Raw genomic sequence first — 22,818 nt, 5'->3', positions numbered from 1 at the left:
CTTCCACCCAGACGACGCCATCCCAGTTGAATGGATGTCTCGGGGGCTCGTATTTGTGTATAAGACACCGGTCGTACGCGGATGCATGAGTCCGGGGCGGGGCCGGCCGGCACCGCCCCTGACTCATGCGTTCACTGCTCTCTCATGCGTTCACTGTTTGAGCGGGTTGTTGTCGCTGTTGTTGTTTCCCGGCCGCCCGGAGTCCGCTCCCTCGCCCGGCAGGATGGGGGACTCGCTCGGGGACTCCGGCGACTGGGTCGGCGGCTCGATGGGCGACTGACTGGCCGAATCGCTGGGCGTCTCGCTCGGGCTCTGCGAGGGCACGTCAGGCGACTGGGACGTCGACGGGTCGGGGCTCGTCGTCTGCGAGGGAGTCGTCGACGGGCGCGTCGGCACGGTGACCTCGCCTCGCTCGACATCCTGCAGATCGAACTGGGCACCGGAGCCGCCGCCCAGCGCGCCGAGTGTGTAGTCCGCCCAGATCTGTGCCGGGAAGCCACCGCCGTTGGCCCGGCCGGAGTTGGCGGTACCGGTCAGGCTGACCTGGCCGCCGCCGTCCTTGGGGGATTCACCGAAGAGCGCCACGACCGTGGTGAGCTCCGGGGTGTAGCCCGCGAACAGGGCGGCCTTGTTGTTCTCCGAGGTGCCCGTCTTGCCGGCCGCTTCGTAGGCCGAGGTCTTGGCCGCCTGGCCGGAGCCGCTGTCCACGACGCCCTGCAGGACGGAGGTCACGGTGTCGGCGGACTTACGGCTGATCACCTGGCCGCCGATGCCCTTGACCGGCCCGACCGTCCGGTCGCGGTTCTTGGCGGACTTCACGATGAACGGGGTGACCTTCTTGCCGTGGTTGTCGAGCGTGGCGTACGCGCCCGCCATGTCCCAGGTCGAGGCGTTCATCGTGCCCAGCGAGATGGCGGGACGCTCGGGGAAGTTCTGGTCCGGTACGCCGAGCGCCAGCGCGGTCTTCTTCACCTCGGGCGGGCCGACGTCGACCACCATCTGCGCGAAGACCGAGTTGATCGACTTGTTCATCGCGGTCTGCACGGTGACGTTGCCGTAGCTCTGGTTGTCCTCGTTCTCCGGGGAGAACGGGGTGTCGCTGCCCACGACCGGCCGCTTGCTGGTGCCGTCGTAGCGGGTGTTGACGCCGATCAGATCGCCGTCCTGGGTCTTCGACTCGTTCTCCAGCGCGGAGGCGAGCACCAGCGGCTTGAAGGTGGAGGCGGGCTGATAGTCCCGACGCGTGGCGTTGGAAAAGTAGTGCTTGACGTAGTCCACCCCGCCGTAGAGCGCGACGACTTCGCCGGTCTTGGGATCGACGGAGGTGGCACCCGCCTGGACGGTCGCGTCGACCTTGTTGCCCTTGCGGTCCAGCTTGGACTCCAGCTGCCGTTCGACCGACTGCTCCAGCTGCTTCTGCCGCTTCCTGTCGATGTTGAGGGTGAAGGTCCAGCCGCCGGCCTGCCGCATGTCCCCGGTGATGCCCTGCTTGTCCAGCTCCTTGTTGGCGGCCTCGACGAGGTAACCGGTCTGGCCCTCCATGCCGGGGGCGGCCTTGGGCTTGTCCGGGACCGGGAACTTCAGGGTGTCGCGCTCGGACTGGTCGAGCCAGTGCATCTCGACCATGTTGTCGAGCGTGTAGCCCCAGCGGTCCTTGACGAGCTTCCTGCCGGTGGGCGTCGCGACTGCCCAGTCGTACTGGCTGGGGGCCTGGAGCAGCGCGGCCAGATAGGCGCCCTGGGAGACGTCGAGGTCCTTGGCGTCGACCCCGTAGTAGGCCTGCGCCGCGGCCTGGATCCCGCTCGCGCCGCGGCCGTAGTACGCGGTGTTGATGTACCCGGCGAGGATGAAGTTCTTGTCCTTCTTCTGGTCGACCTTGAGCGAGATCACCAGCTCTTTGAGCTTGCGGCTGACCGTCGGGTCCTGCGTCAGGTAGTAGTTCTTCACGTACTGCTGGGTGATGGTCGAGCCACCCTGCTTGCCCTTGCCGGAGAGCGTGTTGAGGATGCCGCGCGCGGTGCCCTTCAGGTCGACGCCCTTGTCCTTGTAGAACGTCTTGTTCTCGGCGGCGACGAAGGTGTGCTGCACCTCCTTGGGGATCTCGGCGAGGTCCACGATCTGGCGGTTGACCCCGTTACCGGTCCGGGTCAGCACTGTGCCGTCGCTGTACTGGTAGACGTTGCTCTGCCGCTCGGCCATGGCGTTGGCCTTGGGTATGTCCACGTACAGGTAGAGCGCCACGAAGGCGCCCATGACCAGCAGGCAGAACCCGAAGAAGGTGCCCAGCATCTTCCGCCAGGTGAAGAGTCTGCGTATGCCGCCGCTCTTCGCAGCCCGCCGCGCTCCGCGCCGCTGGGCTCGTCGCGCATCCGCTCGACCCATTGCTGTGTTGCTCCTGTTTCTCTGCTCGACCAGATCAGCTCGGCCCAGCCAGCTAACACTGTCGGCAAGGACGAAAAGCAACCGATGCGGCCTTTTACGGACGTGACAATCAGCACCGTTCTCTAGGGAACCGACTCACGAGAGGCACCCATGGTTGCGAATCCAGGTAATGTGTAATCACATTGCTAGCACCTAGTCAGTTTTTCGAAACGGGGGATCCCATGTCCGACCAACACGATCCGCACGCCGTGGCCACCCTGGCCGCCGATCTCACGCCCGACGCCCCTCAGATGCCCGAACCGCAGGTGAGGGAGGTGACGGCGCACAGCATTCCCGGCGGCCTCGGCCTGCTGCTGACCGTGCTCGGAGTGATCGCCGGCATCGGTCTCGCCATCGTCGGCGGCGTCGTCGGCTCGAACGGGAACAACGGCGTGGGCGTCCCGGTCCTGATCCTCGGGGTCCTGCTCGCCATCGCCTCGTTCTTCTGCATGACGGGTGTGAAGATGGTCGCACCGGGCGAGGCGCGGGTGATCCAGCTCTTCGGCCGGTACGTCGGCACGATCCGTACCGACGGGCTGCGCTGGATCAACCCGCTCACCAGCAGCCGGAAGATCTCCACCCGGGTCCGCAACCACGAGACCGCGGTCCTGAAGGTGAACGACGCCTACGGCAACCCGATCGAGCTCGCCGCGATCGTCGTCTGGAAGGTCGAGGACACCGCGCAGGCACTCTTCGAGGTCGACGACTTCCTGGAATTCGTCGCCACCCAGACCGAGGCAGCCGTCCGCCACATCGCGATCGAGTACCCGTACGACGCCCACGAGGAGGGCGGCCTCTCCCTGCGCGGCAACGCGGAGGAGATCACCGAGAAGCTGGCCGTGGAGCTCACCGCCCGGGTGCAGGCCGCCGGGGTGCGGATCATCGAATCGCGCTTCAGCCATCTCGCGTACGCCCCCGAGATCGCCTCCGCGATGCTTCAGCGCCAGCAGGCCGGTGCGGTGGTCGCGGCCCGGCAGCAGATCGTCGAGGGTGCGGTCGGCATGGTCGAGATGGCGCTGACCCGGATTGCCGAGCAGGACATCGTCGAGCTGGACTCGGAGCGCAAGGCGGCCATGGTCAGCAATCTGATGGTGGTGCTGTGCGGTGACCGCGCCGCACAGCCGGTCCTCAATACGGGCACTCTTTACCAGTGACGGAAGAGACCCCCGGGCGCAGGCAGCCGCAGCAGCGCAAGCAGATGCTGCTGCGGCTGGATCCCGCGGTGCACGATGCGCTGGCCCGCTGGGCCTCCGACGAACTGCGCAGCGCGAACGCCCAGATCGAGTTCCTGCTGCGCAGGGCGCTGGCAGAGGCGGGCCGTCTGCCGGGCACGGCCCGCCCGATCCCCCGCCGGGGGCGTCCCCCGAAGGACGAGTCGGGCTCGTCCGGCGATTGAGGACCGGGGGTCCGGTGGCCGAGCCCCCACGTATACACCCTAGGTATACACACCATGTAGAGTGCTGCGCATGTCTATTGGCCACACCCTGCTCGGACTCCTGGAGTCCGGCCCCCGCCACGGCTACGACCTCAAGCGCACGTTCGACGAGAAGTTCGGCCACGACCGCCCCCTGCATTACGGCCAGGTCTACTCGACCATGTCCCGGCTCCTGAAGAACGGCCTCGTCGAGGTCGACGGCATCGAGAGCGGCGGCGGCCCCGAGCGCAAGCGGTACGCCATCACCGAGGCAGGCATCACCGATGTCGGCACCTGGCTCGCGCAGCCGGAGAAGCCCGAGCCGTACCTCCAGTCGACGCTCTACACCAAGGTCGTCCTGGCCCTGCTCACCGGCCGCAGCGCCGAGGCCCTGCTGGACACCCAGCGCGCCGAGCACCTGCGCCTCATGCGCATCCTCACCGACCGCAAGCGCAAGGGCGACCTTGCCGATCAGCTGATCTGCGACCACGCGCTCTTCCACCTCGAAGCCGATCTGCGCTGGTTGGAACTGACCGCCGCCCGGCTGGACCGGCTCGCCGCGGAGGTGCGCGCATGACCCCCGCCGGCTCCCTGCTCAGCGCCGACAGCCTGTACAAGTCGTACGGGTCCACGCCCGCGCTCGACGGTGCCTCGTTCTCCATCCACCCGGGCGAGGTCGTCGCCGTGATGGGCCCGTCCGGCTCCGGCAAGTCGACCCTGCTGCACTGCCTCGCCGGAATCGTCACCCCCGACAAGGGCACGATCACCTACGCGGGCCGCGAGCTCTCCGCGATGTCGGACGCCGAACGCAGCGCTCTGCGCCGCACCGAGTTCGGCTTCGTCTTCCAGTTCGGCCAGCTCGTCCCCGAGCTGACCTGCGTGGAGAACGTCGCCCTGCCGCTCCGGCTGAGCGGCGCCAGGCGCAAGGACGCCGAACGCACCGCCCGTCACTGGCTGGAGCGCCTGGAGGTCGACACCGTCGGCGCAAAGCGCCCCGGCGAGGTCTCCGGCGGCCAGGGACAGCGCGTCGCGGTGGCCCGTGCGCTGGCCGCGTCGCCGAAGGTGATCTTCGCCGACGAGCCGACCGGCGCCCTGGACTCCCTCAACGGCGAGCGGGTCATGGAGCTGCTCACCGAGGCGGCCAGGTCGGCCAATGTCGCCGTGGTCCTGGTGACCCACGAGGCCCGGGTCGCCGCGTACTCCGACCGCGACATCACCGTGCGCGACGGCCGGGCCCGCGATCTGGAGCACGCGGTATGACCCTGCTCGACCAGAAGAACGCCCCGGCCGACGCACTGCCCCGGCCCACCCGGCCCACCGGTATCTCCGCCCTGCTGCGCGATCTCGGTCTCGGCATCCGGTTCGCCGTCTCCGGCGGGCGCGAGGGCTGGACCCGCACCCTGCTGACCGCTGTCGGCGTCGGCCTCGGTGTGGCACTGCTGCTGGTCGCCGCCTCCGCACCCCATCTGCTCGGCGAACGTTCCGCACGTGATCAGGCCCGCGCCGAGACCAAAATTTCCGAATCGCCCGACGCCGCGGCCAAGAAGTCGGACACCTCGGTGCTCCGGATCAACGCGGAGACGGAGTACCGCGGCCGCTCCATCGGCGGCTTCCTGATGCGCGCGGACGGCGCCCACCCGGTCGTCCCGCCGGGCGTCGCAGGCTTCCCCGCCGCGGACGAGATGGTGGTCTCCCCCGCCCTGAAGGAGCTGCTGGGCTCCTCGGAGGGCAGCCTCCTCAAGGAGCGTCTGCCGTACCGGATCACCGGCACGATCGCCGACGCGGGCCTGATCTCCCCGGGCGAGCTGTTCTTCTACGCGGGCAGCGACACCCTGACCCCCGCGGGCGGCGGCCACCGGATCGCCGCTTACGGCGACCCGGGTCCGGCCGAGGAGATGCCGCCCATCCTCATCGTGCTGATCATCATGATCTGCGTGGTGCTGCTGGTGCCGGTCGCGATCTTCATCGCGACGGCCGTGCGCTTCGGCGGCGACCGCCGCGACCGCAGGCTCGCCGCGCTGCGTCTGGTCGGTGCGGACATCCGGATGACCCGCCGGATCGCGGCCGGCGAGGCGTTCTTCGGGGCGGTGCTCGGCCTGCTGACCGGTCTGGTGTTCTTCCTGGTGTCGCGTCAGTTCATCGGCTATGTCGAGGTGTGGGACGTCAGCGCCTTCCCCTCCGACCTGGTCCCCGACCCCTTGCTGGCCGCCTTGATCGCCGTCGCGGTTCCGGTGGCGGCGGTGCTCGTCACGCTGACCGCCCTGCGCTCGGTGGTGATCGAACCACTCGGCGTCGTACGCAACGGCCGCGATCGCGGGCGCCGGGTCTGGTGGCGGCTGCTGATGCCGGTCGCGGGCCTCGCGGTGCTCGCGCTGACCGGCCAGGTCGACGAGCAGTCCGCGGTCGATCCGTATCCGATCGCGGGCGGCGCCGTACTGGTCCTGGTCGGGCTCGCGCTGCTGCTGCCCTGGCTGGTCCAGGCGTGCGTGAACCGGCTGCACGGCGGTCCGGTGCCCTGGCAGCTCGCCACCCGCAGGCTCCAGCTGAGCAGTGGCGCCGCCGCCCGCGCGGTCAGCGGCATCACCGTCGCGGTCGCGGGAGCGGTGGCGCTGCAGATGCTGTTCGCCGCGGTGAACGACGACTTCAACCGGGTGACGGGGCAGGACCCGACGCGCGCCCAGTTCTACACGTTCTCCGAGAACGTCACCGGTGACGCGGCCACCCGCACCATCAAGGAGTTCCGGGCCACCAAGGGGGTGGATGCGGTCATCGGCACGGTCGAGTCGTACGTCGTCAAACCGGGCACGTACACGGACGACGAAATGCAGCCCACCACCTCGCTGACCGTCGCCGACTGTGCGACGCTGCGCGAGATCGCCCGGATCGGCTCCTGCGAGGAGGGCGACGCGTTCGTCGTCCACCCCAAGGACAAGGACATGGCCGGGTGGATGGACAAGACCGCCCGCAAGGGCAAGGCGGTCGAACTCAACTACGATTCTGGATCCGCGCCCGGCGCGAAGTCGAAGCTGTGGACCCTGCCCGCCGGCACCCCGACCGTTCTCACTCGCCCGGATCCGATGGGCGAGGAGCACTGGGGCATCATGGCGACGGTCGGCGCGATCGACCCGAGCACCCTGCCGCACGCGCAGATCCGGGCTCAGATCCGGGTCGACGGGAGCGTGAAGGACGTCGCCGAGTACGTACGGAACGCAGCGGCCCGGATCGACCCCGGGATGCGGATCTCCACCCTGAACTCGGTGGCCCGCGACCGCCAGTACGCCAGCGTGCAGACCGGTCTCCAGGTCGGCGCGACCGCGACCCTGCTGCTGATCGCCGCCGCGATGCTGGTCTCGCAGCTGGAGCAGCTGAGGGAGCGCAAGCGGCTGCTCTCGGTGCTGGTCGCCTTCGGTACCCGGCGGAGCACGCTGGGCTGGTCGGTGCTCTGGCAGACCGCCGTGCCCGTGGTCATCGGCCTGGTGGTGGCCGTCGCGGGCGGTCTCGGCCTGGGTGCGGTGATGATCAGGATGATCGCCAAGCAGGTGACCGACTGGTGGCTGTTCCTGCCCATGACGGTGGCGGGCGCGGCGCTGATCCTGCTGGTCACTCTGGTCTCGCTGCCACCGCTGTGGCGCATGATGCGACCGGACGGCCTGCGTACGGAGTGACGGAGCAAGGGGTGCGGACCCAGGAGAACCGGAACCGCACCCCTTCTGCGTCACCCGCCCGCCGTCACCCGTACCGGCAGCGCCCCCATCGCCTCCCGCAGCGCCGTCGCGAACTCCTCGAACTCCTCGTGCCGCGCCGCCCCTGTCCGCATCCCCAGCGCCACCCGCCGCGACGGTGCGGGGTCCTCGAAATACCCCGTGGCCAGCGCATCGTTGCGGCCGGTCTCGACCGTCACCGCGGTACGCGGCAGCAGCGTCACCCCGAGCCCGCCGGCGACCAGCTGCACCAGCGTGGAGAGCCCGGCCGCGGTCGTGGTGACCGGCGCGCCCTCCGTACGCCCCGCTTCCCTGCATATGTCGAGCGCCTGGTCGCGCAGGCAGTGCCCCTCGTCGAGCAGCAGCAGCGGCAGCTCGCGCAGCGCCTCGCGCGGAATGTCGGTGCGCCCGCCCAGCCAGTGGTCCCGCTCCATGACCAGTACGAAGTCCTCGTCGAAGAGCGGAAGTTCACTCACGCCCGGCACCCCGAGCGGCACGGCGAGCAGCAGCAGATCCAGCCTTCCCGCGGCCAGCCCCTCCAGCAGCGAGGAGGTCTGTTCCTCGTGCACCTGGAGGTCCAGCTCCGGGTAGCGCTCGTGGACCAGCCGCAGCACGGTCGGCAGCAGATACGGCGCGACGGTCGGGATCACGCCGAGCCTGAGCACTCCGGTGAACGGCGCCCGGACCGCCTCGGCCTCCTCCATCAGCTCACCCACGGCCTCCAGCACCACCCGGGCCCGGACCGCGAGCCGCTCCCCGGCCGGCGAGAGCAGCACCTTGCGCGTCGTACGCTCGATGAGCTGGACACCCAGTGCCTCCTCCAGCGCCGACACGGCTCCGGACAGCGCCGGCTGACTCATCCCGATTGCTGCCGCGGCGTCCCTGAAGTGCAGATGTTCGGCGACGGCCACGAAGGCGCGCAGCTGCGACAGGCTGGGCTGTTTGGTCCGATTGCCCTGGTTACTCTGCGCCACTGATAGGCACCTCCGATCATCACGACCGAGTGTAGCTATTTCCGCGATCAATGCACTCTGTGCCAAGGTGGAGATCGTCCAACCCTCAGGAACTCCTGCAAAAGGGAATTCCTACGCTACAAGGAGAGCGCGTGCTCACTGTCGGTGACAAGTTCCCCGAGTTCGACCTGACTGCTTGTGTCTCGCTGGAGAGCGGCAAGGAGTTCGAGCAGATCAACCACAAGACCTACGAGGGCAAGTGGAAGATCGTCTTCGCGTGGCCGAAGGACTTCACCTTCGTGTGCCCCACCGAGATCGCCGCCTTCGGCAAGCTGAACGACGAGTTCGCCGACCGTGACGCCCAGGTCCTCGGCTTCTCCGGTGACTCCGAGTTCGTGCACCACGCCTGGCGCAAGGACCACCCGGACCTGACGGACCTGCCCTTCCCGATGATGGCCGACTCGAAGCACGAGCTCATGCGTGACCTCGGCATCGAGGGCGAGGACGGCTTCGCCCAGCGCGCCGTCTTCATCGTCGACCAGAACAACGAGATCCAGTTCACGATGGTGACCGCCGGCTCCGTGGGCCGTAACCCCAAGGAGGTCCTGCGGGTCCTGGACGCCCTGCAGACCGACGAGCTGTGCCCCTGCAACTGGACCAAGGGCGAGAACACCCTCGACCCGGTCGCGCTCCTCTCGGGCGAGTGAGCTGACAGCGACATGGCACTCGACGAACTGAAGGCCGCCGTTCCGGACTTCGCCAAGGACCTGAAGCTGAACCTCGGTTCGGTCATCGGGAACAGCGAGCTTCCGCAGCAGCAGCTGTGGGGCACCGTCCTCGCCTGCGCGATCGCCTCGCGCTCGCCGAAGGTGCTGCGCGAGCTGGAGCCGGAGGCGAAGGCCAACCTCTCCGCGGAGGCGTACACCGCCGCGAAGTCGGCCGCCGCCATCATGGCGATGAACAACGTCTTCTACCGGACCCGGCACCTGCTGTCGGACCCCGAGTACGGGACGCTCCGTGCGGGCCTGCGGATGAACGTCATCGGCAAGCCCGGCGTGGAGAAGATCGACTTCGAACTGTGGTCGCTCGCCGTCTCCGCGATCAACGGCTGCGGCCAGTGCCTGGACTCCCACGAGCAGGTGCTGCGCAAGGCCGGCGTGGACCGTGAGACCATTCAGGAAGCCGTCAAGATTGCCTCGGTGATCCAGGCGGTCGGCGTGACCCTCGATGCCGAGGCCGTGCTCGCCGAGTAGGACCAGCAGTACCCCTTGTACGAGAAGGGCCCCGGGGACGACCGACCGTCCCCGGGGCCCTTCTTCTGTTCACTCGGTCTTCTTGCCGCCGCTGTCCTCGGGCGGCGATCCCGGTGCGGGCGTCGGGGCGACGTCGATCGCGGTCGCCCCACGCGGGGGCGGCGCGTGCCTCAGGGCTTCCTCCTGCCCGAACGACCGCAGATAGCCGACCACCGTATTGGTGACCGCGACCAGCGGCACCGCGACGACCGCTCCGCCGATGCCCGCGACCATGCCGCCCGCGGCGACCGAGAGGACGACGGCGAGCGGATGCACCCGCACCGCGCGTCCCAGGATGAACGGCTGCAGCACATGGCCCTCGATCTGCTGCACGGCGAGCACCACGGCCAGCACCATCAGCGCGGTGAACACGCCCTCGGTGACCAGCGCGACGACCACCGCGAGCGCGCCGGAGATCACCGCGCCGACCAGCGGGATGAAGGCGAAGAGGAAGATGAAGACGGCGAGCGGCACCGCCATCGGCACGTTGAGGAACCAGATCCCGAGGCCGATGAAGATCGCGTCGATCAGCGCCACTATGACCGTGCCGCGCACATAGGCGGTCAGGGTCCGCCAGGCACGCGGCCCGGCACCCGCGACACCCGGCCGGGCCTGCGCGGGCACCAGCTTCAGGACCCAGCGCCAGATGCGCTTCCCGTCGTACAGCAGGAAGAGCGTCGAGAACATCGCCAGCAGTATCCCGGTGAGAACCTCCACCATCACGGTGACGCCCTGCAGCCCTGCGGAGGTGATCTGTTCGGTGTTGGTGCCGATGGTGTCGCTGAGGTTCTTCGCGACGTCGTTGATCTGCTGTTCGGTGACATGGAAGGGGCTGTCGAGCAGCCAGCGCTTCAACTCGTCGATACCCGCCCGCACCTTGTCGGAGAGGGTGTCGAGGTTGTCCATGACCTGCCAGACCACGAACCAGCCGACCAGCCCCATGATGACGAAGCCCAGGACCGCCGTGACCGCGGTTGCCAGTCCGCGCGGCAGACCGTACCGCCTCAGCCGGGCGACGGTCGGCTGCAGCATCGCGGTGACGAGCAGCGCGGCGACGAAGGCCAGAACCACCAGCTGTACGGCGCTGATGACCTTCATCAGCACCCAGAGCATGCCCGCCAGGACGAGCAGCCGCCAGGACGCCTCGGCCGCGACGCGCATGCCCCAGGGGATCGCCGCGACCGGATCGGGCCGGGCGGCCACGGAGGGGGCGTACGCGGGCGGCGGCGGCACCCGGTCGGCAGCGGCGCCACGCCGGCCCGGCTCGGCCGGTACGGCCCCGGCAGGCACTGCAGAGGGGACGGCAGCGGCGGGTTCGGCGCCGGTCTCCGGCGGCTCGATCGACGCGGCCTCGCCCCCCTCGGCCTCGGCCCTGCGCTGTTCCAGCCGCTCGCCCAGTTCGGTGAGTTCGGCGCCCAGACGGCCGAGCCACCCCGGAAGCTTCGACATGATCGTCCCTTTCCCCCGTCTTCTCTCCCCACCGCTCCCCCGCCGAGCGTCCGGAACGACCGTACACGCGCGAAGCCCCTCACCGTAGGACGGCGAGGGGCTTCGAGAGGTTGAGACCGTAACCTCGGAAGGTTCTAGTACCAGTGGTTGGCCTGCCAGAAGGACCAGGCAGCACACGGGCTTCCGTAACGGCCGCTGTTCATGTAGCTGAGCCCCCACTTGATCTGGGTGGCCGGGTTGGTCTGCCAGTCGGCTCCGGCGGATGCCATCTTCGAGCCGGGCAGCGCCTGGACGAGGCCGTAGGCACCGGAAGACTGGTTGGTCGCCCGGTAGTTCCAGCTCGACTCGACGTTCACGATGTTGCTGAAGCACTGGAACTGGTCGGCGGGAACGATCTGCCGCGCGATCGCCTGGATTTCGGCCACGGTGTACGAGCCCTGCTGCGCGAACGAGGAGGCGCTGCGGACCTCGGAACGGCTGGCGCGCTCGGCCGCGTCCTTCTTGTCCTGGCGCTCCTTCTCCAGCTTGTCCTCGGCCGCCTGCTTCTTCGACTTGGCGTCCTTGGCAGCCTGGATGCGGGCCGCTTCCTCCACGGACTTCTTCGCCGACGCGTCGGCCGCGGATGCCTGGGCGTCGGCCTGCTGAGTCAGCGAGGCGGTCTGCACCTGGGCCTGCTGGCCCGCAGGGATGTCGGCGAGAAGCGTCGTGTCGGCTGCGGTCGCCTCGAAGTTGTTGTCGTCGGCAGCGGGAGTGCTGCCCGAGGCAACGCCTACGACGGCGCCGACGGTGGTGACCGCAGTGGCTGACGCCACGGCGAACCCCCGGACCGAGATCCGGCTCACACGGTGTCCTTCCAGCAGCGTCCGCTTAGGTGACCTCGCGGACGCAATCGTGCCCCTGGCGCTGGCCTCCCTACTGCTTGGGTCACGGGAGGCACGGGCCCGGTGGGCAGCTCCCCTGGGGGAGTGCCGCGTGATGCTCGCGGGCGGCATACGGACGGCGATTGTTGAGTTGTGCGGTGCGTGGCACCTCTGGAGGTGCGGGTGTGCCGTATGCGGGGCCTGACGGAAGCAAGACTCTGCCGGAACGGCACGCCGGTAGGCAATTCTCTGTTGCGTGTGAAAGCTCACACCCCGTTCGGAGCAAGTGTTTTACGGAAATGCCGCCGCAGCATGATGCCGCCCGGCTAAGCTGCTTCGCTCGCCGGGCGGCACCAACTGTCGTATCCCGTATCAGATCTGGCCTTCCTCCAGCATTTCGGTCACCAGCGCGGCGATCTGCGAACGCTCGGAGCGGGTGAGCGTGACATGCGCGAAGAGCGGATGCCCCTTCAGTTTCTCGACCACGGCGACGACTCCGTCGTACCGGCCGACCCTGAGGTTGTCCCGCTGGGCCACGTCATGCGTGAGCACCACCCGGGAATTTGCCCCGATCCGGGACAACACGGTCAGCAGTACGTTCCGTTCGAGGGACTGCGCCTCGTCGACGATCACGAAGGCGTCGTGGAGCGAGCGACCCCGGATGTGGGTGAGCGGCAGGATCTCCAGCATGCCGCGCCCCAGCACCTCCTCGATCACCTCGCGTCCGGCGACCGCCGAGAGCGTGTCGAAGACGGCCTGCGCCCAGGGGCTCATCTTCTCGGCCTCGGTGCCGGGGAGATAGCCCAGTTCCTGTCCGCCGACCGCGTACAGCGGGCGGAAGACCATCACCTTCTGGTGCTGCCTGCGCTCCAGGACGGCTTCGAGACCGGCACAGAGCGCCAGCGCCGACTTGCCGGTGCCGGCCCTGCCGCCCAGCGACACGATGCCGACGTCCTGGTCGAGGAGCAGATCGAGCGCGATGCGCTGCTCGGCGCTGCGGCCGTGGATGCCGAAGACCTCCCGGTCGCCGCGCACCAGGCGCACATTCCCCTCGGCGGTGACCCGGCCGAGCGCCTTGCCGCGCTCGGACTGGAGGACCAGTCCGGTGTGCACGGGCAGTTCGGCGGCTTCGGGTACGTACAGCGTCTCCTCCCCGTAGAGCAGATCCACCTGCTCGGCGGCGAGGGGCAGTTCCGACATTCCCGTCCAGCCGGAGTCGGTGATGGCGAGTTCGGCGCGGTACTCCTCGGCGAGGAGGCCGACCGAGGACGCCTTGATACGCAGCGGCAGGTCCTTGGAGACGACCGTGACGTCGTACCCCTCGGCCTGGAGGTTGCGCGCGACCGCGAGGATCCGTGAGTCGTTGTCCCCCAACCGGTAGCCGGCGGGCAGTACGCCGGGGTCGGAATGGTTGAGTTCGACGCGCAGCGTCCCGCCCAGATCCCCGAGCGGGATCGGGGCATCCAGCCGGCCGTACCGGGTCCGGAAGTCGTCCAGCAGGCGCAGGGCCTGCCGGGCGAAGTACCCCAGCTCCGGGTGGTGCCGTTTGGCCTCCAGTTCCGTGACCACGACGATCGGGAGCACGACTTCGTGCTCGTCGAACCGGGCCATGGCGTTCGGATCGGCCAGCAGGACGCTGGTGTCGAGAACATAGGTGCGCCTGTCGGACATGCGGCGCTTTGTGCTGGTCACCACGGAAGGACGTACCCCCTCGGACGAGGTTGGGGTGCGACGGCGTCGCGGAGCATCCCAATGGGAGAGGACGGACCGGGCTGCGGCCCCGATGCACGGGCCGAGCGCCGGCCCTCCGCGTCGGCCGCACTGTATGTACGGTCCTTCGTGTGCAAGAGGCCTCCCGGGCGAGCGGACTCCATGCCGCTCACTTGGACACGACGTCCGCCTGGTTTGTGACCGGACATCGACCTGTCAGGGGTATTCCCTCGAACACGCGAAGCCATGCCGCTCCGGGGCGGGCGGTGAGCTGGGAGTGGTGGCCCGGGCCTGTGGGTTCGGGCACTTCACCCGAACGGCTCCGCCCGCAGAACTCCCCCATGGCCTCAAAGGCATGGGAAAGGCCCCCTCGACGGGCTGGAAAGGGGCCGTGTGGGCGCGGTACCACCACGAGATGACCGGCGGGTGGCAACACTCGAACCCGTCCGGCGATCGCGGACGGAACCGGTACCGCCGGGAGCGGTTGCCCTGTCGGGGGCGGAGCCCCGTGGGGCGGCGGTGTCAGCCGCCGTAGCGGCGGTGGCGGGCTGCGTAGTCGCGCAGGGCTCGCAGGAAGTCGACGCGGCGGAAGGCCGGCCAGAAGACCTCGCAGAAGTAGTACTCGGAGTGCGCGCTCTGCCAGAGCATGAAACCGGACAGCCGTTGCTCGCCGCTGGTGCGGATCACCAGGTCCGGGTCGGGCTGGCCCCGGGTGTAGAGGTGCTCGGAGATCAGGTCGGTGGAGACGATCTCCGCCAGGTCTTCGAAGGACGTCCCCTTGGCGGAGTGGTCCAGCAGCAGCGAGCGGACCGCGTCCGCGATCTCCTGGCGCCCGCCGTAGCCGACGGCGACATTGACCAGTATCCCGTCGATGCCGGCCGTGGCCTGCTCGGCCTCCTTGAGCACGGTCTGGGTGTGGGCGGGCAGCAGATCGAGCGTGCCGACGTGGTGGACCCGCCAGCGCCCGTCCGCCGCGAGGTCGCGCACGGTGTTCTCGATGATGCCGAGGAGCGGCGTCAGCTCGGATTCGGGCCGGTCGAAGTTGTCCGTGGAGAGCAGCCAGAGTGTGACGACTTCCACATCGGTCTCACTGCACCAGCCGAGCAGCTCCTGGATCTTGTCCGCACCGGCCTGATGCCCCTGCGCAGCCGTGCCGCCGGATGCCTTCGCCCAACGCCGGTTGCCGTCGAGGATGACGCCGATGTGCTTGGGCACCTGGGTGTGGTCGAGGCGGGCCTCCACCCGGCGCGCGTAGAGCCCGTACACCAGGTCGCGCAAGTTCACTGAGTTCACCTCTCGGTTCCGTGCGGGCCCGCCCGCCCCATTGCCCGGGGTCCGGGGTCGTCCCCCTGGGGATCGCCGCACTACTCCGCAGAGTCCATCGCCCCGCCGTGCCGTGGCAGTCCCCGAAGTCGCCACATTACTGCGCAGGCGGTGCACCGGCCCAACCCGGCCTGTCACAAGTCCGTGATAAGGAGAGAAACGTGACTGATTCTCCTCTCTTCTACCGGGCCGCCGGTTCGCGCTACGACTCCATGGAGTACCGCCGCACCGGCCGCAGCGGTCTCAAGCTCCCGGCCATCTCCCTCGGCCTCTGGCACAACTTCGGCGACGACCGCACGCTGGACTCCCAGCGGGCGATCCTGCGCCGCGCCTTCGATCTCGGGGTGACCCACTTCGATCTGGCCAACAACTACGGGCCGCCGCCCGGCTCCGCCGAGCTCAATTTCGGCAAGATGTTCCGGCAGGACTTCGCCCCGTACCGGGACGAGCTGATCATCTCCACCAAGGCCGGCTACGACATGCACCCCGGCCCGTACGGCGAGTGGGGCTCCCGCAAGTACCTGCTGTCGTCGCTCGACGCCTCGCTGAAGCGGATGGGGCTCGACTACGTCGACATCTTCTACTCCCACCGCTTCGACCCGGACACTCCGCTGGAGGAGACGATGGGGGCGCTGGCCTCCGCCGTACAGCAGGGCAAGGCACTGTACGTGGGTGTGTCCTCCTACAACGCGGAGCAGACCGCCGAGGCGGCCCGGCTGCTCAAGGAGATGGGTGTACCGGCACTGATCCACCAGCCGTCCTACTCGATGATCAACCGCTGGATCGAGGACGACGGGCTGCTCGACACCCTGGAGACGGCCGGCATGGGCTGCATCTCCTTCGTGCCGCTCGCCCAGGGCCTGCTCACGAACAAGTACCTGACGGGCATCCCGCAGGGTTCGCGCGCCACCCAGGGCAAGTCCCTGGACCCGGGCCTGCTCTCCGACGAGGTGCTGCGCCGGCTGAACGGGCTGAACGACATCGCCCAGCGGCGCGGGCAGTCACTCGCCCAGCTGGCACTCGGCTGGGTGCTGCGGGACAGCCGTATGACGTCGGCGCTGATCGGCGCTTCGAGCGTGAAGCAGCTGGAGGAGAACGTCGCGGCGCTGGCCGGGGCGCCGCTGTCCGCCGAGGAGTTGAAGGAGATCGACACCTTCGCCGTGGACACCGCGGGCACCAACATCTGGGCCGGACGGAGCTGACCGGGGGCGGCCTTCGCGGGGCCGATACGCAGTCGGCACGCGGCCGCCACGGGGTCCGCACAGCGGGCCCACAAAAAACGGGCCGGTCCGTGGGGGGGGATACGGACCGGCCCGAGGGGGGGTTTCCACCATAACCCTTCGTAAGTGATGCTGCGTGCCGCGCCACTCCATAATTACTCTCCGAATTCACTGGACTCCGCTGCGAGCACGGCATCCGGTGACGTCTCAGTGGCCGCCGACCGGCTTCACGCAGCCGGTGCCTTCGAGATACTTGCCGTGTGCCTCTGCCGTGACGAGCCCGTTGACCATGCCGTCCAGCGCCCCCTGCACACAGATCGCACCGAGGTCGAGGATGAACGTGTTGCGGTGGGGCCCGAAGGTGTCGGTGGAGATGGTCTCGGGGCCGTATCCCAGACGGGCGAGTGCCGCACGGATCTGGGACTGGGTCGTCTTGCGGCCCTCCGCCATCCCGGCCAGGCCCGCCTCGACCTTCTTCACTTCGGCAGCACCCTTGGCCCGGTCGGCCGGGGACAGCTCGGCGGTGGACTGAAAGGCGTGGTTCTCCCGGTAGTGCGGCGCGCCGTCGCCGGCGTCCGGTTCGACGTAGGGGGAGGCGCCCACGGCCGGAGGACTGTATCCCGCACCGGGTCCGGCGCCCCCGGCCCGCTCCGTGCCGCAGCCGGCGAGGGCGGGCGTCAGGAGGAGCACCGACGCGGTGACGAGAGCCTTGGCTGTACGTCTCGCAGAGGTCATGGGCCGAGTATGGGACAGGACCTGACCTGATGGGCCGCTAGTTTCCGAATCATGACGACACGAACCGCGACCGTGACCTGGACCGGGGCGAACGCGCGCCGGATGGAACGCCAGGGGCTCGCCGCTCCGGTGCACCTCACCCCGGCCGATGTGGTCGGCGCGCTGCCGGCCGCGCATGCCCAGGTGCTGTCGGCCGCCGAGCTCTCCGTCGGGCTGCGGACGGCGGGCGCGACCCGTATAGATGTGCGCGAGGCGCTCTGGACGGAGCGCACGCTGGTCAAGACGTACGGGCCGCGCGGCACCGTCCATCTGCTGCCGATGGCCGAACTGTCCATGTGGACCGGTGCGTTGTCCGCCGTACCGGCCGCACGCAGTCCGCTCCCCGGGGATATACGGATGACGCCGGAGCAGACCGAGGCCGTGCTCGCCGCCATCTCGGACGCGCTGACCGGGGCTGAGCTGACCATCGACGAACTCTCGGAGGCGGTGGTGGAGCGTGCCGGGGCATGGGCCGGGGAGCGGGTGATGCCCGCGTTCCAGGACATGTGGCCGCGCTGGCGGCAGGTGATGCATCTTGCCGGTCACCGCGGCGCGCTGTGCTTCGCGCCCGGTCGCGGCCGCAAGGTCACCTTCACCCGCCCGGACGCCGTTCCGCTCGACGGTCCGGAGGCGCTCGCCCGTCTCGTACGCCGCTATCTGTACGCGTACGGTCCGGCCACACCCCAGCATTTCGCGAAGTGGCTCGCGGCGCCGCAGCGTTGGGCGGCGGAGCTGTTCGCGGGGATGGCCGCGCGCGGGGAGATCGACGAGGTGGTGTACGAGGGGGAGCCGGCCTGGCTGGTGGCGGGCGACACCGCGTTTCCGGTGGAACCGGTGCGCGGGGTTCGGCTGCTCCCCTACTTCGACGCGTATCTCATCGCCTCCCAGCCGCGCGAGAAGCTCTTCCCCGGGGCGGCGTACATCCGTGCGCTGGCGGGTGGTCAGGCGGGGAACTTCCCGGTGCTGCTGATCGACGGGACCGTGGCCGGGGTGTGGCACCAGCGCCGGTCGGGCCGGCGGATCGCGGTGACGGTGGAGCCGCTGTCACCGCTCACGACCGGGCAGTTGCGGGGGCTGGAGGAGCAGGTGGCGCGGGTCGGCGAAGTGCTTGAGGGCACACCGGAACTGACGGTGGGGAAGGTGGCGGTGGGACCGCACGCGTAGCGCCTGCCGGCGCGGCCGGCGCTGTGACGGCATCGGTTCGCCGGGCCCGTCCGGTCGCCGTCCTGTTCTCAAGCGCCGGACGGGCCGGAAGTCATCCCCTTGCCGGTGCGCCCCGGTGGCCGCGGGTGAAGCGGATCGACACGGTGTCACCGCCGATGACCACGAAGCGTCCGCCCTCGCACCGGATGACGGCCTCGTGCACCTCGCCCTTCTCGTCCCTGCGCTCCTCGGTGCGGGTGACGGTCCAGCCGCCGTCGGGCGGCTGCGGCAGGTTCGACACGGCGGCGAACTCCCACTGCCCCGAGGGTACGCACCAGTCGGGCAGCCCCGGCCAGGCGCCGGGGCCGACATGCAGGGTCCCGTCGGAGGCGCAGGTCAGGAGCACCGACTGGCCGTCGGCCAGCAGGAATTCGACGGCTTCCGGCTCCCCCATCCGCCCTTCCGGCCGGTAGAAGACGCCGAGCACTCCGACGATCCGTGCGCCTCTGAGCCAGTCGGCCTTCCCCCGCCGCGGAACACGCGGCGCTTCGCCTTCGTTCCCCACCCTCATGGCCGGTTCCCTCCCATGCGCTCACCGTCCAGGGTCGCATCCTTCGGGCGAAAGCAGGGGGCACGGCCTACCCCGGTTTGCGGGCCTCGATCTTGCGGGCCTCGATCAGGAATCGGGTGGTGTGGGCCACGAACGGCCCCTCGGTCTCGATCCGGTGGTGCAGCGCGGCCAGTTTCGGCCGGTACTCCTCGACGGTGAAGCCCGGCACCATCCAGATCACTTTCCGCAGGAAGTAGACGACGGCGCCGATGTCGAAGAATTCGGTACGCAGCGTCTCCATCCGCAGGTCGACGACTTCGAGCCCGGCCGCCTCGGCTTCGGCCCGTGCCTTCTCCGGGTCGCGGGCACCGCGCGCCTCGGGCGGCTGCGGGCCGAGGAAGTACTCGACGAGTTCGAAGACGCTGGCCGGACCGACCTGCTGCGAGAAATACGTGCCCCCGGGGGTCAGCACCCGCGCGATCTCCGCCCACCAGGTGGTCACCGGATGCCGGCTGACCACCAGGTCGAAGGCGTTGTCGCCGAACGGCAGCGGTGGCTCGTCCGCATCGGCGACCACGGCCGCACCGAGCGGGTGCAGAAGTGCGGTGGCGCGGGCGATGTTCGGCGGCCAGGACTCGGTGGCGACGGTGAGCGGCGGCAGCTTCGGCACGGAGGCGAGGACCTCGCCGCCGCCGGTCTGGATGTCGAGGGCGGCCCTGGCCCGTCCCATCCGGTCCGCCATGGCGCGGGCGTAGCCCCAGGAGGGGCGCTGTTCGGTGGCCCGGCCGTCGAGCCAGGAGAAGTCCCAGCCGTCGACGGAGACGGCGGCGGCCTCCGCGACGAGGGCGTCGAACCGTGCGTGTTCTGCTGCTTCTGCGGGTGTTCCGGGCATACGGGAATGGTGTCAGCCGGGCGGTGGCCCGCGCGACCTCAATACAGCGGGGCGGGCGGCGGGCCGACCAGCGGTCAGGCGGCCAGAGCGCCGAGCACCATGCCCAGCAGCGCACCCGTGATCATGAAAGGTCCGAACGGGATGCCGGTCTTGCGCCCGGCCCGCTTCAGGACCATCAGCCCGAACCCGTACACCGCACCGAGCAGGAAACCGGCGAAGCCCCCGGCGAACACCACGGCCCAGCCGTACCAGCCGAGGGCCGCACCCAGCGACAGGGCGAGCTTGACGTCTCCGAAGCCCATTCCGTTCGGGTTGATGAGGAAGAGCAGGAAGTAGAAGGCGCCGAGGGCCGCACCGCCGAGCAGGGCCGAGGGCCAGGATCCGCCGTGCTCCGGGAGCAGCGCCGCAATGCCCAGAAGTACGGTGACCGACCCCGCGGCGGGCAGGGTCAGCCGGTCGGGCAGGCGGTGGACGCGGCGGTCGATGGTCGCGAGGAGTACGCCGACGGGGGCCAGCAGCAGCCAGACGGCGAGCTCGGGCCGGAGTCCGGTGGCCGCTGCGAGCGCGGCACAGGCGAGCGCGGTGACGACGGGGACGAGGACACCGGGGGCGTAGCGCGCCGCGGGCTGTCCGGTGTCTTCCCGGCCGCCCCGGTCTCCCGGCTCGGCGCCCGGAGCGGTGGGGACCGGCACCGCCGCCGCGCACATGGCGCACCGGGTGGAGCCGAGCCAGCCGCGGGCGACCCCGGTCAGGGCGTGGCCCGCGGGGCAGGTGTCCCGCCAGGCGTCCTCCGGTTCGACGGAGAACCGGTAGGCGGCGCGCGGGACCAGCAGTCCGGCCGCTGCGCCCCAGAGTGCGGCGAGCACTGTCAGCATGGCGTACACGGAGCAGACCCTAGGCGGGTGCCGGGCACGGGTCATGGGTCCTGGGGCCCACTGCGCACCGTTGTGGACCCAGCGGCCGTCACCGGACGCTACCGTCTTGGCCATGGCTCAATGGCGCAATGGGAATGGGACGTTGACGGTCACCGATCCGCAGGGGGGGCAGGAGCCGGAGATACCGCTGCGGATCGCGGCCACGTACAGGGCCAGGAGCCGCGGGCTGCTGGGGCAGGACGGAATCGACGGCGCCCTGCTGATCACCCCGTGCGGGAGTGTGCACACCTTCCGGATGCGGTTCACCATCGATGTGGCGTACCTGGACCGGAAGTTCAACGTGGTCGCCGTCCACACGATGAAGCCGGGCCGGCTCGGGATGCCGCGGCTGCGGGCCCGTCATGTGATCGAGTCGGAGGCCGGGGCGATGGAGAAGTGGGGACTGCGGCCGGGGGCGCGGGTGCGGATCGTCCAGACCGAGGAGAGCCGGGGCTGAGGCGTGGGCGGCCGGGCTGCCATCACGTAGCGGCAGCCGGGCCGCTCTCACACGTACGACACCTCGTTCACGCCGTCCAGGTGGGGCGGCCGCCGAGGTAGGTGGCCGAGACGGCGACCTCCTCCTGGAACCGTTCGTAGCGCTCGGCGGGTACGGCGTACGGGTCCTGGGTCAGGACCGCCAGGTCGGCCCGCATCCCGGGGCGCAGCATGCCGATCTCGTTCTCCAGGTGCAGTTGCCACGCCGGGTTGGTGGTCACCGCGCGCAGCGCCTCGTCGATGGTCAGGCGCTCGGTGGTGCCGTGGACGCGGCCGCTGGCCGGGGTGCGGCGGGTGAGGGCGGTGGCGACGGAGGCGAGCGGGTCGGTGGGTGAGCACATGCCGTCGTTGTGCAGGGAGACGCGGTGTCCGGCGTCCCAGGCCGAGCGCACGGCCATCCACCGCTCGGCGATCCGAGGGGTGAACAGATCGTCCGCGAGGACGTCGCCCCACCAGCGGATGTGGTCCATGAAGAGGCTGACGGTGGCGCCCATGGCGGCGGCGCGGCGGTACTGGTCGGGGGTGACCGCGCCGCAGTGCTCCATGCGCGGCCGCATGGCCCGCAGCCGCTCCGGGTCGTCGGCGCCGGCCTTGGCGTACGCGTCGAGCACGGCGTCGAAGGTGACGTCGCCGTGGACGTGGCAGGCCATCGGGTAGCCCTGGGCGGTGAACGCGGTGGCCAGCTCGGCGAGTTGATCGGGGCTGTAGTTCATGGGTGCGTGGGCGCAGGGGTCCAGGCCGATGCGGCGGGTGGCTTCGTTGTCCTGGAACGGGAAGCTGGTGGCGATGGTGCCCTGCCATGCGGTGCCCTCGGCCCACAGTTTCATGCCGGAGATGCCGAACAGCTCGGCGGCCGGGGCGTGTCCGGGAAAGCGCCGTTCGGGGTCGGCGGCCAGTTCGGGGGTGCCGATGAGGTAGGAGCGGACGCGCAGGGCCGCCCGGGGGTGATCGGCGGCGGCCCGCAGAGCGGCGAGCAGGCCCGGCTCGGTCGCCAGGTCGGCGGCGGTGGTGATGCCGACCCGGGCGTGCTCGGCGTACGACCATTCCAGCGCGGCGGCGAGCTTCGCCGGCTGGAGCCGGTCGCCTGCCACGACCCACATGAACGCCTCGACGGCGGCACCCTCCTGGGCCTCGCCGGTGGGTTCGCCGTCGGCGTCGCGGACGAAGCGGGCCCCGGCCGGGTCGGGGGTGTCCCGGGTGATCCGCGCGGCGCGCAGGGCGGCGGTGTTGGCGTACGCGGCGTGGCCGCTGGCGGTGAACACCACGAGCGGGGCGTCCGGGCACAGCTCGTCGAGCAACTCCCGCGTGGGGAGCGGAAGGTCGCGCTGGAGCAGCAGATCGATCCCGTACACGGCCACGGGCTCGCCGGGCGCCGCGGCCACGGCCTCCCGTATCCGGGCGTGGACGGCCTCGCCGGTCGGCACGGTGAACGGGCGCACGTCCACCGCGGGCGGGGCGATGGCCAGGGCCATCGTCGTCGGGTGGCCGTGGGCCTCGACGAATCCCGGCATGAGCGCCTGCCCCGCCAGGTCCACGACCTGGGTGCCGGGGCCGCGCAGGGCCAGTACCTCGTCCCTGCCGCCGACGGCGATGATCACGCCCGCCCGTGCGGCGAGGGCCTCGGCCCGGGGGTGTTCGGGGTCCATGGTGAGGACCGGACCACCGACGAAGATCAGTTCGGGGGCTTGCTTCATGGCTCTCTCCTCC

The 22,818-nt window shown here is 69.9% G+C and carries 21 protein-coding genes; 10 read left to right on the top strand and 11 right to left on the bottom strand.

Annotated features, from left to right (window positions below; translation table 11 throughout):
* Positions 1–150: 150 nt before the first annotated feature.
* Positions 151–2,382 carry a transglycosylase domain-containing protein gene (locus ACFVYE_RS17590; protein ID WP_389606216.1) on the bottom strand — a complete coding sequence of 744 codons (2,232 nt, stop codon included), beginning with the start codon at positions 2,380–2,382 and terminating at the stop codon, positions 151–153.
* A 221-nt stretch (positions 2,383–2,603) separates the two neighbouring features.
* Between ACFVYE_RS17590 and ACFVYE_RS17585 the strand changes: the two genes are divergently transcribed.
* The 5 genes from ACFVYE_RS17585 (at position 2,604) to ACFVYE_RS17565 (ending at position 7,500) form a co-directional block, all read left to right on the top strand.
* Entirely contained in the window at positions 2,604–3,575 is a 972-nt protein-coding gene (locus ACFVYE_RS17585) for an SPFH domain-containing protein (RefSeq protein WP_383976898.1), read from the top strand.
* The gene (locus tag ACFVYE_RS17580; protein ID WP_383976895.1) at positions 3,572–3,817 is read left to right on the top strand and encodes a hypothetical protein; all 246 of its coding nucleotides are present in this window, start codon (positions 3,572–3,574) and stop codon (positions 3,815–3,817) included. Before ACFVYE_RS17585 ends, ACFVYE_RS17580 begins: the two co-directional genes overlap by 4 nt.
* 70 nt (positions 3,818–3,887) lie before the next feature.
* Positions 3,888–4,412: a PadR family transcriptional regulator gene (locus tag ACFVYE_RS17575; protein ID WP_383976892.1), complete on the top strand. Its 525-nt coding sequence runs from the start codon at positions 3,888–3,890 to the stop codon at positions 4,410–4,412.
* Positions 4,409–5,095 carry an ABC transporter ATP-binding protein gene (locus tag ACFVYE_RS17570; protein WP_383976890.1) on the top strand — a complete coding sequence of 229 codons (687 nt, stop codon included), beginning with the start codon at positions 4,409–4,411 and terminating at the stop codon, positions 5,093–5,095. The genes ACFVYE_RS17575 and ACFVYE_RS17570 overlap by 4 nt, the downstream gene beginning before the upstream one ends.
* Positions 5,092–7,500 (top strand): FtsX-like permease family protein, encoded by a 2,409-nt coding sequence (locus tag ACFVYE_RS17565; RefSeq protein WP_389606213.1) that lies wholly within the window; start codon positions 5,092–5,094, stop codon positions 7,498–7,500. Before ACFVYE_RS17570 ends, ACFVYE_RS17565 begins: the two co-directional genes overlap by 4 nt.
* A 50-nt stretch (positions 7,501–7,550) precedes the next feature.
* Here ACFVYE_RS17565 and ACFVYE_RS17560 read toward each other — a convergent pair whose 3' ends face one another.
* Positions 7,551–8,510, bottom strand: coding sequence for a hydrogen peroxide-inducible genes activator (locus ACFVYE_RS17560; RefSeq protein WP_383976884.1), 960 nt, complete (start codon positions 8,508–8,510; stop codon positions 7,551–7,553).
* 131 nt (positions 8,511–8,641) lie between these two features.
* Here ACFVYE_RS17560 and ACFVYE_RS17555 point away from each other — a divergent pair, with 131 nt between their 5' ends.
* Together ACFVYE_RS17555 and ACFVYE_RS17550 are read left to right on the top strand one after the other, a co-directional pair.
* Entirely contained in the window at positions 8,642–9,196 is a 555-nt protein-coding gene (locus tag ACFVYE_RS17555; RefSeq protein WP_150487917.1) for a peroxiredoxin, read from the top strand.
* A 12-nt stretch (positions 9,197–9,208) separates the two neighbouring features.
* Complete coding sequence (locus tag ACFVYE_RS17550; protein ID WP_072483998.1) at positions 9,209–9,742, top strand: alkyl hydroperoxide reductase; 534 nt, start codon at positions 9,209–9,211, stop codon at positions 9,740–9,742.
* 69 nt (positions 9,743–9,811) lie between these two features.
* Here the strand turns inward: ACFVYE_RS17550 and ACFVYE_RS17545 are convergent, their stop codons facing one another.
* From ACFVYE_RS17545 to ACFVYE_RS17530, 4 genes are all read right to left on the bottom strand, one after another.
* Positions 9,812–11,230: an AI-2E family transporter gene (locus tag ACFVYE_RS17545; protein WP_389606210.1), complete on the bottom strand. Its 1,419-nt coding sequence runs from the start codon at positions 11,228–11,230 to the stop codon at positions 9,812–9,814.
* Positions 11,231–11,364: 134 nt separating this feature from the next.
* Complete coding sequence (locus ACFVYE_RS17540) at positions 11,365–12,072, bottom strand: transglycosylase SLT domain-containing protein (protein WP_389606208.1); 708 nt, start codon at positions 12,070–12,072, stop codon at positions 11,365–11,367.
* A gap of 390 nt (positions 12,073–12,462) precedes the next feature.
* Positions 12,463–13,785, bottom strand: coding sequence for a PhoH family protein (locus ACFVYE_RS17535; RefSeq protein ID WP_383976551.1), 1,323 nt, complete (start codon positions 13,783–13,785; stop codon positions 12,463–12,465).
* A 537-nt stretch (positions 13,786–14,322) separates the two neighbouring features.
* Positions 14,323–15,084: an isoprenyl transferase gene (locus ACFVYE_RS17530; protein ID WP_327273203.1), complete on the bottom strand. Its 762-nt coding sequence runs from the start codon at positions 15,082–15,084 to the stop codon at positions 14,323–14,325.
* 200 nt (positions 15,085–15,284) lie between these two features.
* On the opposite strand from ACFVYE_RS17530, the gene mgrA reads away from it, so the two are divergent.
* Complete coding sequence (mgrA, locus tag ACFVYE_RS17525) at positions 15,285–16,325, top strand: L-glyceraldehyde 3-phosphate reductase (protein ID WP_383976553.1); 1,041 nt, start codon at positions 15,285–15,287, stop codon at positions 16,323–16,325.
* 225 nt (positions 16,326–16,550) lie between these two features.
* Here the strand turns inward: mgrA and ACFVYE_RS17520 are convergent, their stop codons facing one another.
* Positions 16,551–17,078 (bottom strand): hypothetical protein, encoded by a 528-nt coding sequence (locus ACFVYE_RS17520; RefSeq protein ID WP_383976555.1) that lies wholly within the window; start codon positions 17,076–17,078, stop codon positions 16,551–16,553.
* Between the two features lie 51 nt (positions 17,079–17,129).
* Here ACFVYE_RS17520 and ACFVYE_RS17515 point away from each other — a divergent pair, with 51 nt between their 5' ends.
* Complete coding sequence (locus ACFVYE_RS17515; protein ID WP_383976557.1) at positions 17,130–18,281, top strand: winged helix DNA-binding domain-containing protein; 1,152 nt, start codon at positions 17,130–17,132, stop codon at positions 18,279–18,281.
* A gap of 91 nt (positions 18,282–18,372) precedes the next feature.
* On the opposite strand, the gene ACFVYE_RS17510 is transcribed toward ACFVYE_RS17515, so the two are convergent.
* From ACFVYE_RS17510 to ACFVYE_RS17500, 3 genes are all read right to left on the bottom strand, one after another.
* Positions 18,373–18,831, bottom strand: a complete 459-nt coding sequence (locus tag ACFVYE_RS17510) for a hypothetical protein (protein WP_383976559.1) — start codon at positions 18,829–18,831, stop codon at positions 18,373–18,375.
* A gap of 67 nt (positions 18,832–18,898) precedes the next feature.
* The gene (locus ACFVYE_RS17505; protein ID WP_383976561.1) at positions 18,899–19,702 is read right to left on the bottom strand and encodes a class I SAM-dependent methyltransferase; all 804 of its coding nucleotides are present in this window, start codon (positions 19,700–19,702) and stop codon (positions 18,899–18,901) included.
* A 74-nt stretch (positions 19,703–19,776) separates the two neighbouring features.
* A complete protein-coding gene (locus ACFVYE_RS17500) occupies positions 19,777–20,586 on the bottom strand; it encodes a prepilin peptidase (protein WP_383976562.1) in 810 nt (269 codons plus the stop codon).
* Positions 20,587–20,689: 103 nt separating this feature from the next.
* On the opposite strand from ACFVYE_RS17500, the gene ACFVYE_RS17495 reads away from it, so the two are divergent.
* Positions 20,690–21,073, top strand: a complete 384-nt coding sequence (locus ACFVYE_RS17495) for a DUF192 domain-containing protein (RefSeq protein ID WP_383976564.1) — start codon at positions 20,690–20,692, stop codon at positions 21,071–21,073.
* Between the two features lie 67 nt (positions 21,074–21,140).
* Here the strand turns inward: ACFVYE_RS17495 and ACFVYE_RS17490 are convergent, their stop codons facing one another.
* Positions 21,141–22,805: an amidohydrolase gene (locus tag ACFVYE_RS17490; protein ID WP_383970131.1), complete on the bottom strand. Its 1,665-nt coding sequence runs from the start codon at positions 22,803–22,805 to the stop codon at positions 21,141–21,143.
* Between the last annotated feature and the right edge of the window lie 13 nt (positions 22,806–22,818).

The sequence above is a fragment of the Streptomyces sp. NPDC058239 genome, from assembly GCF_042882185.1.
Lineage (GTDB): Bacteria > Actinomycetota > Actinomycetes > Streptomycetales > Streptomycetaceae > Streptomyces.
This window is presented reverse-complemented; position numbering and strand designations above follow the sequence as displayed.

Excerpts from the sequence above, each read along its gene's own strand:
- ACFVYE_RS17490 (WP_383970131.1), bottom strand. The coding sequence starts at position 22,805 with ATGAAGCAAGCCCCCGAACTGATCTTCGTCGGTGGTCCGGTCCTCACC.
- ACFVYE_RS17515 (WP_383976557.1), top strand. The coding sequence starts at position 17,130 with ATGACGACACGAACCGCGACCGTGACCTGGACCGGGGCGAACGCGCGC.
- ACFVYE_RS17590 (WP_389606216.1), bottom strand. The coding sequence starts at position 2,382 with ATGGGTCGAGCGGATGCGCGACGAGCCCAGCGGCGCGGAGCGCGGCGG.
- ACFVYE_RS17550 (WP_072483998.1), top strand. The coding sequence starts at position 9,209 with ATGGCACTCGACGAACTGAAGGCCGCCGTTCCGGACTTCGCCAAGGAC.
- ACFVYE_RS17570 (WP_383976890.1), top strand. The coding sequence starts at position 4,409 with ATGACCCCCGCCGGCTCCCTGCTCAGCGCCGACAGCCTGTACAAGTCG.
- ACFVYE_RS17520 (WP_383976555.1), bottom strand. The coding sequence starts at position 17,078 with ATGACCTCTGCGAGACGTACAGCCAAGGCTCTCGTCACCGCGTCGGTG.
- ACFVYE_RS17510 (WP_383976559.1), bottom strand. The coding sequence starts at position 18,831 with ATGAGGGTGGGGAACGAAGGCGAAGCGCCGCGTGTTCCGCGGCGGGGG.
- ACFVYE_RS17505 (WP_383976561.1), bottom strand. The coding sequence starts at position 19,702 with ATGCCCGGAACACCCGCAGAAGCAGCAGAACACGCACGGTTCGACGCC.
- ACFVYE_RS17495 (WP_383976564.1), top strand. The coding sequence starts at position 20,690 with ATGGCTCAATGGCGCAATGGGAATGGGACGTTGACGGTCACCGATCCG.
- ACFVYE_RS17585 (WP_383976898.1), top strand. The coding sequence starts at position 2,604 with ATGTCCGACCAACACGATCCGCACGCCGTGGCCACCCTGGCCGCCGAT.
- ACFVYE_RS17575 (WP_383976892.1), top strand. The coding sequence starts at position 3,888 with ATGTCTATTGGCCACACCCTGCTCGGACTCCTGGAGTCCGGCCCCCGC.
- ACFVYE_RS17545 (WP_389606210.1), bottom strand. The coding sequence starts at position 11,230 with ATGTCGAAGCTTCCGGGGTGGCTCGGCCGTCTGGGCGCCGAACTCACC.
- ACFVYE_RS17565 (WP_389606213.1), top strand. The coding sequence starts at position 5,092 with ATGACCCTGCTCGACCAGAAGAACGCCCCGGCCGACGCACTGCCCCGG.